Source organism: Mesorhizobium sp. P3_A8, assembly GCF_056402995.1.
The window spans coordinates 403,563-418,255 of sequence record NZ_JBFUGI010000001.1; the positions used below are offsets into that span (position 1 = coordinate 403,563).

The window sequence follows — 14,693 nt, forward strand, 5'->3', positions numbered from 1 at the left end:
CCTGTCGATCTCGTCTTGACCGGAAAATCACCCGCGCCGATAGCCGGCGCCGATAGTTTCGAACCACCCTCAAAGGACATTCCATGACTCTCCGCTTCGCCCTCCTCGGTGCCGGCCGCATCGGCAAGGTCCATGCCCGCGCCGTCGGCTCCAACCCGCAGGCCAAACTGGTTGCCGTCGCCGATGCTTTCGAGAAGGCGGCAAAGGAACTGGCATCGGCCTATGGCGCCGAGGTGCGTACGATCGACGCCATCGAAAAATCCGCGGATATCGACGCCGTGGTCATCTGCACGCCGACCGACACCCATGCCGATCTGATCGAGCGTTTCGCCAAGGCCGGCAAGGCGATCTTCTGCGAGAAGCCGATCGACCTCAGCGTGAAGCGGGTGGAAAAATGCCTGGCCGTGGTCGAGAAGGCCAAGGCAACGCTGATGGTCGGCTTCAACAGGCGTTTCGATCCGCATTTCGCCGCCGTGCGCAAGGCGATCGACGACGGCGCCATCGGCACCGTCGAGATGGTCACCATCACTTCGCGCGATCCCGGCCCGCCGCCGCTGGACTACATCGCCCGCTCGGGCGGCATTTTTCGCGACATGACCATCCACGATTTCGACATGGCGCGCTTCCTGCTCGGCGAGGAGCCGGTGGCGGTCAGCGCGCACGCCTCGGTGCTGGTCGACAAAAAGATCGGTGCTGCCGGCGATTTCGATAGCGTCAGCGTCATCCTCGAAACCGCTTCCGGCAAGCAGGCCGTCATCTCCAACTCGCGCCGCGCCACCTATGGTTATGACCAGCGCATCGAGGTGCATGGCTCGAAGGGCATGGTCGCGGCCGAGAACCAGCGGCCGGTGTCCATCGAAGTGGCGAATGACAAAGGCTACACCCGCCCGCCGCTGCACGACTTCTTCATGACCCGCTACCTCGACGCCTACGCCCTTGAAATCGCTGCCTTCATCACGGCGGCAACCTCGGGCAAGAAGGCGGCACCGAGCGGCGCCGATGGCCTCGTGGCGCTGAAGCTGGCCGATGCGGCGCTGAAGTCGGCGACGACGGGCAAGACCGTCCGTCTCGACAAGTAAGAGCACTTGGAAAGAACCACAGGAGCAGAGCGATGAGCGCATCAGCCGATCGCAATTCACAGACACGCGCCATCGTCACCGGCGGTGCGCAAGGCATCGGCTTTGCCGTCGCCGAGGCACTGGCCGACGAGGGTTGCCGGGCGCTGGCGCTCATCGGCCGCTCGCAGGAGAAGGGCGACAAGGCTGTCGCTCACTTCAAGAAAGCCGACGTCGACGCCATCTTCATCAGCGCCGACGTCTCAAAGGTGGCCGACTGCAAGCGCGCGGTGGCGACAGCACTCTCGCATTTCGGCACGCTGAACGCTCTCGTCAATGCCGCCGCCACGTCGGCGCGCGGCTCGCTGGTCGAAACCTCGGAAGAGCTTTTCGACCAGATCTTCGACACCAATGTGCGCGGACCCTTCTTCCTCATGCAGGGGCTGGTCGCCCATCTCCTGGAGCGCAAGGCGCCGGGCTCGATCGTCAACGTGCTGTCGATGTCGGCGCATGCCGGCCAGTCCTTCCTGACGCCCTATTCGACCAGCAAGGGCGCGCTGATGACGCTGACCAAGAACGTCGCGAGCTCGTACCGGAAAAACCGCATCCGCTGCAACGCCGTGCTGCCCGGCTGGATGGACACCGAGGGCGAGGCGATCGTGCAGAAGAACTGGCATGACGCGCCCGATGACTGGCTGGAAAAGGCCGAAGCCGCGCAACCGATGGGCCAGCTGGTGAAACCGGCACAGCTCGCCCGGCTGATCAGCTACATGATCAGCCCGCAGGCCGGCGTCATGACCGGGTCGCTGGTCGACTACGATCAGAACATTGCCGGGGTGGTCGGCGAGTAGGGGCGTGACAAACGCCTCCGCTTCGACTATATGAGCCTCATGATCAACCTGTCCGCCACGTATTGGTACTTTAGGAGCTCGCTGGCGGCGGGAGGATTGCGCTCGATCTGAAGATTGCAGCAACAAGATCCGAACAGCCGCCAGACCTGGCGGCTTTTTTGTTTCAGCCGGCAGGTCTCCTAAACCAGGAGCAGAAAGCCGTGTTGACCACCACAGACGACCTTCGGGTCAAGGAAATCCGAGAACTGAGTACACCGGACCAGGTGATGCGGGAGATTCCGCGCACGCTGACGGCGACGCGCACCGTCAGCGCGTCACGCAACGCCATCCACGCCATTTTGAATGGGACCGACGATAGACTGCTCGTCATCGTTGGCCCCTGTTCGATCCACGATCCGGTCGCGGCCGTTGACTATGCCAGCCGTCTGGCGGCGCTGCGCGAGACCCTGTCCGACCGGCTCGAGATCGTGATGCGGGTGTATTTTGAAAAGCCCCGTACGACGGTCGGCTGGAAGGGCCTGATCAACGATCCCGACCTCGACGGCAGCTTCAACATCGACAAGGGGCTGCGGATGGCGCGCAACGTGCTGTCGGCCGTCAACAATCTCGGCCTGCCGGCGGCGACCGAATTCCTCGACATGACGACGCCGCAATATATTGCCGACCTTGTCGCCTGGGGCGCCATTGGCGCGCGCACCACCGAGAGCCAGATTCACCGCGAGCTGGCCTCGGGCCTGTCCTGCCCGGTCGGCTTCAAGAACGGTACCGACGGCAATTTGCGCATCGCCGCCGAGGCGGTGAAATCCGCCGCCCAGCCGCACCATTTCATGGCGGTGACCAAGGGCGGACGCAGCGGCATTGCGACCACGACCGGCAATGAGGACTGCCATGTCATCCTGCGTGGCGGTGTTCAGCCCAACTACGACGCGGCGAGCGTCGAGGCGGCTAGCGTCGAACTCGCCCGTATCGGTGTCGCGCCTCGGCTGATGATCGATGTCAGCCACGCCAACTCGGCCAAGAAGCCGGAGAACCAGCCCAAGGTCGCGGCCGACGTGGCGGGCCAGGTGGCGGCGGGCGACGAGCGCATCATCGGCCTCATGATCGAGAGCAATCTCGTTGCCGGCCGACAGGATGTGGTGCCCGGCAAGCCGCTCGTCTACGGCCAGAGCATCACCGATGGCTGCATCGACTGGGCGACCACCGAGACCGTGCTGCACGGTCTTGCCGGCGCCGTCGAGTGGCGCCGCTCAGCGCGCCGCGCCATGATGGAAAGCCGGCAGGGCGCCGCCTGATCTGGTCGGATATAAGGCAGGGCGGCGGGTCCGGTTTAGCCAGGATTACCCCGCCCTCAGTCCTTCCCAAGCGGTGAACACCGAGACCGCGAAGAGCAGCAGCCCGGCCGCCCGGCCGGCAAGAATGGTCGCCCGCGGGTTGGCGATCAGAAGGTTGCGGCTGCGGCCGGCAGTGATCGCGAGCCCACCATAGATCGCGGCCTGCGTGATGACCGTCATCAGGCCCATGATTGTCGCCTGCGCCCAGATCGGGCCGTAGTCCGGCCTCAGGAACTGCGGATAGACGGCAAGCACGAACAGATAGGCCTTCGGGTTGATCAGGCAGGTCACCAGCCCCTGGCGAAACGCCTTCCATGCCGAGCGGCTGCCGACAGGCCCGTCCTGGCCGACAGTGATGGAGCTGCGCATCAGCGTGATGCCGATGAAGGCCATATAGGCGGCGCCGGCAAGCAGCAGCGGGGTGAACAGGATCGGCACGAAATGCATGAGCAGGCCGACGCCGATGGCGCCGTTCAGCGTGTGCACCATGCCGCCGACCATGATGCCGCCGGTGGCAGCCAAGCCCCTGTCGCGCCCGCCGGTCAGCGCGTTGGCCAGCACGAACAGCATGTCCATGCCTGGAACGACAATGATGCCGAACAGCAGGATAAAGAAAAGCCAGAGATTTTCCGCGTAACCCATGTCAGTTGCCTGCCGCCTCATTCCGCCAAGCCGCAGCGGAACCTGTTGATTTTCAATTCGATAGGCAGTCCTATAGGCCGGTCCAACTGACAGTGTAGTGTCAGTTGCGATCGGCAGCGGGTGAGAAAAATGCGCAAGGCGTCACGCCTGTTCGAGATCATCCAGATCCTGCGGCTGGCGCGGCAGCCGGTGACGGCGGCCATGATTGCCGAGCGGCTGGAAGTGACGATGCGTTCGATCTATCGCGACATCGCAGCCCTGCAGGCGATGCGCGTGCCGATCGAAGGCGGGCGCGGGATCGGCTATATATTGCGCCCCGGCTTCGACCTGCCGCCGCTGATGTTTTCGATCGAGGAGATGGAGGCGATCGTGCTGTCGCTGGCGCTGCTGGAGCGCACGGGAGACGATGAACTCAAGCAAGCGGCCAAGCGTGTCAGCGCCAAGATCGCCGGCGCCGTGCCGCAGCCTTTGCGCCAGACGTTCGAGGCCAATGCGCTGCATGCCTGGGGCTTCGCCGCGCCGTCGGCCGGCACGATCGACCTGGCGCTGGTGCGCCGCGCCATCCGCGACGAAGAGAAGCTCGACCTCTCCTATCGCGACGAGATGGGCCGTGCCTCCGAGCGCCTCATCCGGCCGATCGCGCTGATCTACTATGCCGAGGCTGCCAACATCGTCGCCTGGTGCGAGTTGCGCCAGGCGATCCGCAATTTCCGCAGCGACCGCATTGAAGATTGCCAGCCGACCGGCCTACGCTTCAAGGGCGAAGGCGATCGTTTGCGGCAGGTCTGGGTGAACGGCTGGGAGGCGAACACCGCTGCTGGTGGCCCCCTTACTCTCTCAAATAGCTAGGCACTGCCCCTAGTAATTCGACCAGCGTTTCTGATCAGTCCCTGAAGTTCCGCCTGCACGCTCGCTGGAGCGGACCCGCCGGCCTCGCGACGTCTGTGGTACTCCTCTGCAAAAACTGACTCCACGTACGAATCTGCGGCAGATCGAGGCGAATCCATCAGCGCTGTCCGGATATTTTGTGCCCGGTTCATAACGTTAAGGGCTATCTGTGTGACGTTCATTGACTCCCTGGCTTGAGCCCATAACGCATCGGCATTCCACGATGACATTGTGGCTACGAAGGAAGCGTAGTCGAAATTCTGTCTTCGATGATAGCAGGATGCCAGGATCAGCAGGGATGGAAGGTCTATTTTTTCTGGATACCTCCATGCAGCCGTCGTAGACCCCATTATATCCATGATCTGCTCAATTGCCCGAAGGGGGATTGGCTTTTGGGCAGCAAAGCCAGTCGTGATGACGGTTTTTAATACGTCATTTGGCTCAAGAAGATCGCTTTGCGCTGGGCTGGAAAGCTTTGTAAGGTCGATTAGGTCCAGCTTGCTTGCAACAAATTCTCCCAGCCGCGGTTCAGCGAAGCTATAGCGGCGATCGAAGAACCGGCTTAGGTAGCCGCGCCCATCAAAATCACCGCCGTAAGCGCCCCTGATTGTGTGCTGTAGCTGGCTCGTGTCAGTCGAGAAAACGAAGACGACCCCATTTGCTTCAAATAGATGTTTCACGCGCTCAAGCACGGCGACGGCGTAAGATGGTCGACACCTATCTAGCTCATCAATCACGACGAAAAGTGGAGATTTTATCCCGACCTCGGGTAATTTTGAGGTTAGCTCCCCCATATTCGAGCGGAATGACTGAATCGACTGGCTAGCTTTTACAAATTCGGCGATCAATGTGTCAGCAGTTTTGTCAGTAAGAGCTTCAATCTCCTTGCCGGTGGCAGCTATTGCATCATCAAGAACTCCAACGTCCGGCTGTGATTTTTCGACAGGTGACGCGTTGCGCGCATCCTCGCCATGCAAAAGGTCGTCAATCGTCGAATTTGTGTAGCGGCGGATTGCAGATTTGCCCAACGCGATCAACGTACGGCCAGCTATCTGTGCCCCGTTGGATTTTACAGCGCTCCAGACCTTCTTGACGATGGCCTTCTTGCCTGCGTGGGGCTTCAAGACCTTGTCGATCTCGGCCATGATGGCAACCAAGGGATCGTCTGAATGGTCGTCCCGCCAAGCGTTCACTTCAGCAACCAGATAGCCCTCTACCCGCAGCTGACGAGCAAATCTTGAAACGAAGAAACTCTTTCCGCTTCCCCACTCACTATCAATGTTCAAAACGTAAGAGGCGGTTTTGCCAAGCCTCTTCCGCAAATCAACACTCTGGACCAAGAAATCGATGATGAAGCGCGCATCATTTTTTCTACCGATCTTGTCGTCTTTCCAGACCTCATCAATTTCTTTCTTTATTGCGCTCATAACTATCCCCCGTGTCGATCCGGAAGCATAGGCAGAGTCAACAGCCTCGTCAGCCCCTCATATGCATCAAGATTTGCATGACTGAAGGCGTTAGCCGCCGCAAACGCGAAGGCGCGGAGATGGCTAGGACGGGGAAGAATATCTCGCTCGTCGTGGCGGAGCAGGAATGCATTTTCCGCTCGGCAAAGCTCGGCCCGGCATCTCTGTTATGAGAGGCGTATCTACCGCACGTCCACCCAGCGCTTTTCATCAAACGACCTTGCCATTGCGTGCACGGTGCGCTCGATTTCCAGGCCTTCGGCGAACTCGATGAGCCGCGCCGGTCTGCCGGCGAGCCGCGTCAGCAATTCGTGACACTCGATGATCTTGAGGTCGTTGAAACCGAGGCCGTGCCCGGGTGCCGGCAGGAAGGCGTCGTAGGGTTTGTGATGCGGCGCCATCAGGATGGTGCGGTAGCCCTGTTCGGTCGGGCGATCCGATGTGACATAGAGCTGGATTTCGTTCATCCGCTCCTGGTCGAACAGGATCGACCCTTTGGAGCCGAAGATCTGGATGGCGATACGGCCCTTGCGACCCCAGGCCGAGCGGTTGACCAGCAGCGTGCCGGCAATGCCGTTTTCCAGATGCATCAAGACGCTGGCGATGTCGTAGGTCTCGACCGCGTGACGGCCGCCGCCAGCCACCTTGCGGTCGGCATAGGGTTTGGCCATGTCGCAGATGACGCTGGCGACACGGCCGAACAGCGCCGAGACCAGCGACAGCGGATGGACGGCGAAATCGTCGAGCGCGCCGTAGCCGGAAGCCGCCTCGTGCTTCCAGAAGAACAGTGCTTCGGGATCGGCCATGAAGTCCTCGTCCATCTCGATGCGCAGATGGTTGACCTCACCGATGATCTTCTCGTCGAGCAGCGCGCCGATGTGACGGATGGCCGGGCTCTGGATGTAGTTGTAGCCGAGCGCCGCGATCTTGCCGGATTTTTTCGCCGCCGCCGCCATCGCCTCGGCTTCGGCAAAGCTTGGCGCCATCGGCTTTTCGCACCACAGATGCTTGCCGGCCTCGAGAATGGCGATGGCCATTTCCGGATGGAACTGGTTTGGCGTGGTCAGCGAGACGATATCGACCTCCGGGTCGTTGACGACGGCGCGCCAGTCGCCGGAGGCCTTGGCGAAACCGAACTCACCCGCTTTGCGCTGGGCCAACTCCTCGTTGACCTCGCCGAGATGGACGAGCCTGGGCTTGGCGACATCGGGAAAGACGGCGCCGACGGCGCTCCACGCGATAGCGTGGCATTTGCCCATGAAACCCGTGCCGATAAGACCTACGCCGACCATCTTGCCTTTTCTCCATCGCCTGAAGTGCTGCGTGGATGAATTAATCCATTTTCTCTGGGAATGGAATGTCTGCCTCATTTTTAATGGCGTTCTTGCGCAGGCTCGCTATGATGGGGCAGAGAGGACGCTTTCACCGATGAGCTTGGACGGGCCGACGATGGACGAACGGGTACCTCGCGACTTCGAGACGCTGCGCGCCACCATCCTCGATCGGCGCGAAAGCCTGCCCAAGCGTATCGCCCAGATCGCCGCCTACGCGCTCGACAATCCCGACGACATCGCCTTCGGCACCGCCGCCAGCATCGCCGCCTCGGCCGGCGTGCAGCCGTCGACCCTGATCCGCTTTGCCCAGCAGCTTGGCTTCGATGGCTTCACCAGCCTGCAGCAGGTGTTTCGCGAGCGGCTGCGCGAGCGCAATTCGTCCTATGACGAAAGGCTGCAAGCGCTGCGCGCCAAGGCCGAAGGCGGCGCTGGTCATCGTGCCATCTTCGACGGCTTCGTCGCCGCTGCCAGCACCTCGCTCAACGACATCTCCCGCACGCTGGACGACGCGCATCTGGAAGATGCGATTTCGCTGCTGGCAAAGGCGCAGACCATCTATGTCTTGGCCAAGCGGCGCTCCTATCCGGTGGCGTCCTACATCGCCTATGCGCTGGGCAAGCTGAAGATCCGCAACCAGCTGATCGAATCGGCCGCCGGGCTGAATGCCGAAATGATCGGCTTCGCCACACCGGCGGATGCCGTCATCGCCATCTCCTTCTCGCCCTATGCGCCGGCCACCATCGAGGAAGCGCGCACCATTTCGGAACAGGGCGTACCGATCGTTGCCATCACCGACAGCTCGTTTTCGCCGCTTGCCCAGTTCGCCAAAGTCTGGTTCGAGGTTGCCGAAGCGGACTTCGCCGGCTTCCGTTCGCTGTCGGCGACGATGGCTCTGGCCATGGCGCTGACCGTCGGCGTCGGCGAGAAACGGCGCGACGCCACCCGCAAGCGCAAAGCCTGATCGGGCGCCCCAAAGGCACTTTTCCATCCGGGAATGCTCATTCCATATTGACTATGGATTGGAATTATTATTTCATATTCTCGGCACCACGCTGCCGCTCGCGCGTGTTACCCAAACAATGTTGTTCCTGACAACAAGACTGACGGGAGGTTCCAATGAGCGAAGCCGTGGACGCGAAACAGGCGCCGCTCGACGTCATCACCATCGGTCGCGCTTCCGTCGACCTCTATGGCCAGCAGATCGGCTCGCGGCTGGAGGATATCACCTCCTTCGCCAAGTCGGTCGGCGGCTGTCCGGCCAACATTTCCGTCGGCACGGCGAGGCTCGGCCTGCGCTCGGCGCTGCTGACGCGCGTCGGCGACGAGCAGATGGGCCGCTTCATCCGCGAGCAGCTGAAGCGCGAAGGTGTCAACACCGACGGCCTGAAGACCGACAAGGAACGGCTGACCGCGCTGGTGCTGCTCTCGGTCGAGAGCGAAGGCGTTTCGCCGATGATCTTCTATCGCAGCGACTGCGCCGACATGGCGCTGGCGCCTGAAGACATTGACGAGGCCTTCATCGCCTCGGCGCGCTCGATCGTCGTCACCGGCACGCATTTTTCCCGACCCAACAGCGATGCCGCCCAGCGCAAGGCGATCCGCATCATGAAGGCCAAGGGCGGCAAGGTTGTCTTCGACATCGACTATCGGCCGAACCTGTGGGGCCTCGCCGGCCATGCCGAAGGCTTCGAGCGCTATGTCAAATCGGACCGGGTCTCGGCCCAGCTGAAGACGGTTCTGCCCGATTGCGATCTCATCGTCGGCACCGAGGAAGAGATCATGATCGCCTCGGGCGCCGACGACTGCCTGAGCGCGCTGAAGACGATCCGCGCGCTGTCCTCGGCCACCATCGTCTTGAAGCGCGGCGCCATGGGTTGCATCGTCTATGACGGACCGATCAGCGACGATCTCGAAGACGGCGTCGTCGGCAAGGGTTTCCCGATCGAGATCTACAATGTGCTGGGTGCCGGTGACGCCTTCATGTCCGGCTTCCTGCGCGGCTGGCTGGGTGGCGAAGACCATGCGACGGCGGCGACCTGGGCCAATGCCTGCGGCGCCTTCGCCGTGTCGCGGTTGCTCTGCGCGCCGGAATATCCAACCTTCGAGGAGCTGCAGTTCTTCCTCAAGAACGGCAGCAAGCATCTCGCCTTGCGCAAGGACGAGGCGATCAACCACATCCATTGGGCGACGACGCGCCGGCGCGACATTCCCTCGCTGATGGCGCTCGCCTGCGACCATCGCATACAGCTCGAGGACGTGGCGGCGAAGGCCGGCGCCGATCCGGCGCGCATCCGCGATTTCAAGGTGCTGACCGTCAAGGCAGCGGCCAAAGTTGCCGCCGGCCGGGACGGCTACGGTATGCTGCTTGACGAGAAGCATGGCCGCGAGGCGATGTTCGAATTCGCCCGCCATTCCTTCGCCTGGCTTGGGCGCCCGGTCGAACTGCCGGGCTCGCGGCCACTGCGTTTCGAGTTCTCGCAGGATATCGGCTCGCAGCTCACCGAATGGCCAGTCGATCACTGCATCAAATGCCTGTGCTTCTACCATCCCGACGATCCGGCGGCGCTGAAGGAAGAACAGCAGCAGAAACTGCGCGCGCTGTTCGAGGCGGCGCGGAAAGTCGGCCGGGAACTGCTCGTCGAGATCATCGCCGGCAAGCACGGCAAGCTTGACGACACGACCATTCCGCGCGCGCTGGAGGAACTCTATGCGCTCGGCATCAAGCCGGACTGGTGGAAACTCGAACCGCAGGCCTCGGCCGGCGCCTGGGCCAAGATCGAAGCGGTGATCCTGAAGCATGATCCCTGGTGCCGTGGCGTCGTGCTGCTTGGCCTGGAGGCGCCGCAGGACGAGCTGGAAGCGGCTTTTGCCGCCACCGCCAAGGCGCCGATCGTCAAGGGTTTTGCCGTCGGCCGCACCATTTTCGTTCACGCCGCCGAGGAGTGGCTGGCCGGCAGGATGTCGGATGACGAGGCTGTCGCCGACATGGCCTCGCGCTTCGAACAGTTGACCGAGGCGTGGCTTGCCGCGCGAGGCCGTAAAGCAGCATAAAGGCGCGGCATAAGACTGCGGAGGAAACCACCATGAGCAAGACAATCCGCCTGACGATGGCGCAGGCGCTGACCCGCTTTCTGTCCCGCCAGATGACCGAGATGCACGGCACAAAAGTGCCGATCTTCGGCGGTGTCTGGGCGATCTTCGGCCATGGCAACGTCGCCGGCATCGGCGAGGCGCTCTACCAGGTGCGCGATGAGCTGCCGACGTTCCGCGCCCACAATGAACAGGCGATGGCGCATGCGGCGATTGCCTATGCCAAGGCCAATTTCCGCCGCCGCTTCATGGCGGCGACCTCTTCGATCGGCCCCGGCGCGCTAAACATGGTGACGGCGGCAGCGCTCGCGCATGTCAACCGGCTGCCTGTGCTGTTTCTGCCCGGCGATGTCTTCGCCAACCGCATCCCCGACCCGGTGCTGCAGCAGGCCGAGGATTTTTCCGACGGCACGGCGACGGTCAACGACTGCTTCCGTCCGGTGTCGCGCTATTTCGACCGCATCACCCGGCCGGAACAGATCATACCGGCGCTCAGCCGTGCGATGGCTGTGCTGACCGATCCGGCCGAGTGCGGGCCGGTGACGCTGTCGCTTTGCCAGGATGTGCAGGCCGAGGCCTATGACTATCCCGAGAGCTTCTTCGCCGAACGTGTCTGGCACCAGCGCCGGCCGCGCCCGGACCGCCACGAGCTTGCGGCGGCAGTCTCGGCGCTGAAGGGCGCGAAGAAGCCGCTGGTGATCGCCGGCGGCGGCGTGCTCTATTCGCAGGCCTCCGATGAGCTGGCCAAATTCGTGCAAGGCGCCGGCATTCCGGTCTGCGAAACGCAAGGCGGCAAATCCTCGCTGCCGGATGGTCATCCGCTCAACATGGCGGCGGTCGGCGTCACCGGCACATCCGCTGCCAACCGGCTGGCGGAAGAGGCCGATGTCGTGCTTGCTATCGGCACGCGCCTGCAGGATTTCACCACCGGCTCGTGGGCGCTGTTCAAGAATTCCGGCAAGACCATCATTGGCTTGAACGTGCAGCCTTTCGATGCCGGCAAGCACCGCGCGCTGCCGCTGGTCGCCGATGCGGCCGAGGGGCTGACCGAACTGGGTACAGCGCTGGGGAGTTGGAAAGCACCGGCGACTTGGACCGACAATGCGACCAAGGGCAAGAAGGAATGGCAGGCCGATGCGGCCAAGGTGACGGCGTCGACCAACGCGGCCTTCCCGTCCGACGCGCAGGTGATCGGCGCCGTGCAGCGCGCCATGGGATCCGGCGTGACGCTGCTGCATGCCGCCGGCGGCTTGCCTGGAGAGTTGCACAAGCTTTGGCAGGCCGGCGCGCCCGGCTCCTATCATGCCGAATACGGCTTCTCGACCATGGGCTACGAGATTGCCGGCGGGCTCGGCACCAAGATGGCGAAGCCCGGCGAAGAAGTCGTCGTCATGATCGGCGACGGCTCCTATCTGATGCTGAATTCCGAGATCGCCACCTCGGTGATGCTCGGCTTGAAGCTGACCATCGTGCTGCTCGACAACCGCGGCTATGGCTGCATCAACCGGCTGCAGATGGCGACCGGCGGCGCCAACTTCAACAATCTCTTGAAGGACTCGCGCCACGAGATCCTACCCGATATCGACTTTGCCGCGCATGCGGCGAGCATGGGCGCAATCGCCGAGAAGGTGCCGTCGATCGCCGGTCTCGAAAACGCACTGCAGAAGGCCAAAAAGAACGACCGCACCACCGTTCTGGTCATCGACACCGATCCGCTGGTCTCCACCGATGCCGGTGGCCATTGGTGGGATGTGGCGGTGCCGGAAGTGTCGGCACGTCCGCAGGTGAACGCGGCCCGCAAGGCCTATGACGAGAAGCGGCAGATGCAGACCATCGGCGATTGATGCTAGCTCCCTTCTCCCCGTCCCTATACGGGGAGAAGGTGCCGGCAGGCGGATGAGGGGCGGCGCCAGCGGCCAAAGAATGAACTGTTCTAATCTGGAGTGACGACTTGAAAGCCAAACTGGGCATGTCCCCCATTGCATGGTGGAACGACGATCTTGCCGAACTCAGCGATGACGTGTCGCTGGAGGAGTGTTTGCGCCAGTCGCGTTCGGCGGGCTTCACCGGCATGGAGATGGGCCGGCGTTTTCCCAACGATCCCGCTGTCATGCTGCCGATCCTGAAGGCAGCCGATGTGACGCTTTGCGGCGGCTGGTTTTCCGGCACGCTGGTCGATGAGGAGATGGGCAAGAACAAGGATCGCATCCAGCCGATGATCGACCTGTTCAAGGCGGTCAACGCGCCTTGCATCGTCTATGGCGAGGTCGGCCGCTCGATCCAAGGCGACCGCTCGAAGCCGCTCGCCACCAAGCCGAAACTGTCTGGCGATGAGATGAAAGCCTATGCAAGGCGTCTGACCGAGTTCGGCGAATGGTGCGCCGAACAAGGCATGCCGCTGTCCTACCACCATCACATGGCGGCGGTGGTCGAGACCGAGCCGGAGCTCGATGCCTTCATGCGCCATTCCGGCGAAGGCATTCCGCTGCTGCTCGATGCCGGGCATCTGGCCTTTGCCGGCGGCGATGTGCTGCGCGCCATCGACAACCACCACAAGCGCATCAGCCATGTCCATGTGAAGGATGTACGGATGGGCGTGATTGACGGGCTCGACCGTACGAAACAGTCCTTCCTCGACGCCGTGGCGCTCGGCGCCTTCACCGTGCCAGGCGACGGCTCGCTGGATTTCGGCGCCATCGTGCAACGCTTCGCCGACCATGGCTATGAGGGCTGGTTTGTGGTCGAGGCCGAGCAGGACCCGAAGAAGAACCCGCCGCTCAAGATGGCGCAGGTTGGCCACAAGGAGCTGATGCGGGTGATGACATCAGCCGGCTACACAGTGGAAACCCAGGGTTTCCCGAATGCCTGACGCGACGGGTTCACGGCGAAGCAGGTTGCTGTAGATTGGCCCGATGAAAGATTACGAGCACCCCTTCTTCCGCCCGCTATGGCGGCGTGTCGCCGTCGTCGCGGTCTGCGTCATCTGGTCGATCATCGAATTCGCCACCGGCACGCCGTTCTGGGGCGTCATCGCGCTCGGCTTTGCCGGTTATGCCGTCTGGCAGTTTTTCTATCTCTACAAGCCGGCCGATGAGAACAAGGCGACGGCCGAGGCCGAACCGAAGGAGTAACCCGATGTCGAAGCTGCTGGTGAAGGCCGATAAGGGCCATGGCCGCGTTGCCCATGTGACGCCGAAAAGCGCTGGGTGGACCTATGTCGGTTTCGACCTGCATCGGCTGAAGCCCGGCGAGAGCGCCTCAGGCAAAACCGACGATCGCGAAATCTGCCTGGTGTTCGTCACCGGCAAGGGCACGGCGAAAGCCGGCGGCAAGGATCTCGGCCTGCTCGGCGAGCGCATGTCGCCCTTCGAAGGCAAGCCGTGGTCGATCTATGTTCCCGCGGGATCGGACTGGTCGGTGACGGCCGATACGGATCTCGAACTCGCGGTCTGCTCGGCGCCTGGCCTCGGCGGCGAGTTGCCGGTCCGGGTGATCAGACCCGACGATCTCGGCCAGGAGGTGCGCGGCAAGGGCACCAACACGCGCTACGTCACCAACATCCTGCCGGAAGGCAAGCCGGCGGACTCGCTGCTGGTGGTCGAGGTCATCACGCCCGGCGGACATACGTCGAGCTATCCGCCGCACAAGCATGACCAGGACAATCTGCCCGCCGAATCCTATCTCGAAGAGACCTACTATCATCGCCTCAACCCGCCGCAGGGTTTTGCCTTCCAGCGCGTCTACACCGACGCCGACCAGGATGGCCATCGCGCGCTCGACGAAGCGATGGCGATCGAGGACGGCGATGTGGTGCTGGTGCCCAAGGGCTATCACCCCTGCGCAGCCTGCCATGGCTACGACCTCTATTATCTCAACGTCATGGCCGGGCCGAAGCGGACGTGGAAATTCCACAATGCGCCCGAGCACGAATGGTTGATGAAGGCCTGATCAGTCGGAGATTCCGGCTGAACTTGTTGGTCCAGCTCGGAAAAATCGTCGGCTAAGGACCCGTGGGGTCGATTTGCCTTCGAAAACC

13 protein-coding genes are annotated in these 14,693 nt (G+C 62.5%); 10 read left to right on the forward strand and 3 right to left on the reverse strand.

Annotation, left to right across the window (positions count from 1 at the left end; all coding sequences use genetic code 11):
- Positions 1-83: 83 nt before the first annotated feature.
- The 3 genes from iolG to AC1DX4_RS01835 all read left to right on the forward strand — a co-directional run bounded on the left by iolG (position 84) and on the right by AC1DX4_RS01835 (position 3,198).
- Complete coding sequence (iolG, locus tag AC1DX4_RS01825; protein WP_477218684.1) at positions 84-1,079, forward strand: inositol 2-dehydrogenase; 996 nt, start codon at positions 84-86, stop codon at positions 1,077-1,079.
- 32 nt (positions 1,080-1,111) lie between these two features.
- Entirely contained in the window at positions 1,112-1,906 is a 795-nt protein-coding gene (locus AC1DX4_RS01830; RefSeq protein WP_477218685.1) for an SDR family oxidoreductase, read from the forward strand.
- A gap of 200 nt (positions 1,907-2,106) precedes the next feature.
- On the forward strand, positions 2,107-3,198 hold the full coding sequence (locus tag AC1DX4_RS01835; RefSeq protein ID WP_477218686.1) for a 3-deoxy-7-phosphoheptulonate synthase: 1,092 nt from the start codon (positions 2,107-2,109) through the stop codon (positions 3,196-3,198).
- A gap of 45 nt (positions 3,199-3,243) precedes the next feature.
- On the opposite strand, the gene AC1DX4_RS01840 is transcribed toward AC1DX4_RS01835, so the two are convergent.
- A complete protein-coding gene (locus tag AC1DX4_RS01840) occupies positions 3,244-3,879 on the reverse strand; it encodes a LysE family translocator (protein WP_477218687.1) in 636 nt (211 codons plus the stop codon).
- 129 nt (positions 3,880-4,008) lie between these two features.
- Here AC1DX4_RS01840 and AC1DX4_RS01845 point away from each other — a divergent pair, with 129 nt between their 5' ends.
- Positions 4,009-4,728: a helix-turn-helix transcriptional regulator gene (locus AC1DX4_RS01845; RefSeq protein WP_477218688.1), complete on the forward strand. Its 720-nt coding sequence runs from the start codon at positions 4,009-4,011 to the stop codon at positions 4,726-4,728.
- Here the strand turns inward: AC1DX4_RS01845 and AC1DX4_RS01850 are convergent.
- Both AC1DX4_RS01850 and AC1DX4_RS01855 read right to left on the reverse strand, forming a co-directional pair.
- Positions 4,725-6,194 (reverse strand): KAP family P-loop NTPase fold protein, encoded by a 1,470-nt coding sequence (locus AC1DX4_RS01850; RefSeq protein ID WP_477218689.1) that lies wholly within the window; start codon positions 6,192-6,194, stop codon positions 4,725-4,727. The two genes, AC1DX4_RS01845 and AC1DX4_RS01850, sit on opposite strands and share 4 nt — an antisense overlap.
- A 221-nt stretch (positions 6,195-6,415) precedes the next feature.
- A complete protein-coding gene (locus tag AC1DX4_RS01855; protein WP_477218690.1) occupies positions 6,416-7,525 on the reverse strand; it encodes a Gfo/Idh/MocA family protein in 1,110 nt (369 codons plus the stop codon).
- 157 nt (positions 7,526-7,682) lie between these two features.
- Here AC1DX4_RS01855 and AC1DX4_RS01860 point away from each other — a divergent pair, with 157 nt between their 5' ends.
- The 6 genes from AC1DX4_RS01860 (at position 7,683) to iolB (ending at position 14,605) form a co-directional block, all read left to right on the forward strand.
- Positions 7,683-8,528 (forward strand): MurR/RpiR family transcriptional regulator, encoded by an 846-nt coding sequence (locus AC1DX4_RS01860; protein ID WP_477219101.1) that lies wholly within the window; start codon positions 7,683-7,685, stop codon positions 8,526-8,528.
- 155 nt (positions 8,529-8,683) lie between these two features.
- Entirely contained in the window at positions 8,684-10,618 is a 1,935-nt protein-coding gene (locus AC1DX4_RS01865) for a bifunctional 5-dehydro-2-deoxygluconokinase/5-dehydro-2-deoxyphosphogluconate aldolase (protein WP_477218691.1), read from the forward strand.
- Between the two features lie 32 nt (positions 10,619-10,650).
- On the forward strand, positions 10,651-12,501 hold the full coding sequence (gene iolD, locus AC1DX4_RS01870; RefSeq protein ID WP_477218692.1) for a 3D-(3,5/4)-trihydroxycyclohexane-1,2-dione acylhydrolase (decyclizing): 1,851 nt from the start codon (positions 10,651-10,653) through the stop codon (positions 12,499-12,501).
- Positions 12,502-12,608: 107 nt separating this feature from the next.
- Positions 12,609-13,526, forward strand: a complete 918-nt coding sequence (gene iolE, locus AC1DX4_RS01875; RefSeq protein WP_477218693.1) for a myo-inosose-2 dehydratase — start codon at positions 12,609-12,611, stop codon at positions 13,524-13,526.
- 43 nt (positions 13,527-13,569) lie between these two features.
- Positions 13,570-13,788 carry a hypothetical protein gene (locus AC1DX4_RS01880; protein ID WP_027040732.1) on the forward strand — a complete coding sequence of 73 codons (219 nt, stop codon included), beginning with the start codon at positions 13,570-13,572 and terminating at the stop codon, positions 13,786-13,788.
- 4 nt (positions 13,789-13,792) lie between these two features.
- Positions 13,793-14,605, forward strand: a complete 813-nt coding sequence (gene iolB, locus AC1DX4_RS01885; RefSeq protein WP_477218694.1) for a 5-deoxy-glucuronate isomerase — start codon at positions 13,793-13,795, stop codon at positions 14,603-14,605.
- Positions 14,606-14,693: the final 88 nt, after the last annotated feature.

Excerpts from the sequence above, each read along its gene's own strand:
- AC1DX4_RS01845 (WP_477218688.1), top strand. The coding sequence starts at position 4,009 with ATGCGCAAGGCGTCACGCCTGTTCGAGATCATCCAGATCCTGCGGCTG.
- iolB (WP_477218694.1), top strand. The coding sequence starts at position 13,793 with ATGTCGAAGCTGCTGGTGAAGGCCGATAAGGGCCATGGCCGCGTTGCC.
- AC1DX4_RS01860 (WP_477219101.1), top strand. The coding sequence starts at position 7,683 with ATGGACGAACGGGTACCTCGCGACTTCGAGACGCTGCGCGCCACCATC.
- AC1DX4_RS01830 (WP_477218685.1), top strand. The coding sequence starts at position 1,112 with ATGAGCGCATCAGCCGATCGCAATTCACAGACACGCGCCATCGTCACC.
- AC1DX4_RS01855 (WP_477218690.1), bottom strand. The coding sequence starts at position 7,525 with ATGGTCGGCGTAGGTCTTATCGGCACGGGTTTCATGGGCAAATGCCAC.
- AC1DX4_RS01840 (WP_477218687.1), bottom strand. The coding sequence starts at position 3,879 with ATGGGTTACGCGGAAAATCTCTGGCTTTTCTTTATCCTGCTGTTCGGC.
- AC1DX4_RS01850 (WP_477218689.1), bottom strand. The coding sequence starts at position 6,194 with ATGAGCGCAATAAAGAAAGAAATTGATGAGGTCTGGAAAGACGACAAG.
- AC1DX4_RS01865 (WP_477218691.1), top strand. The coding sequence starts at position 8,684 with ATGAGCGAAGCCGTGGACGCGAAACAGGCGCCGCTCGACGTCATCACC.
- iolD (WP_477218692.1), top strand. The coding sequence starts at position 10,651 with ATGAGCAAGACAATCCGCCTGACGATGGCGCAGGCGCTGACCCGCTTT.
- iolG (WP_477218684.1), top strand. The coding sequence starts at position 84 with ATGACTCTCCGCTTCGCCCTCCTCGGTGCCGGCCGCATCGGCAAGGTC.
- AC1DX4_RS01880 (WP_027040732.1), top strand. The coding sequence starts at position 13,570 with ATGAAAGATTACGAGCACCCCTTCTTCCGCCCGCTATGGCGGCGTGTC.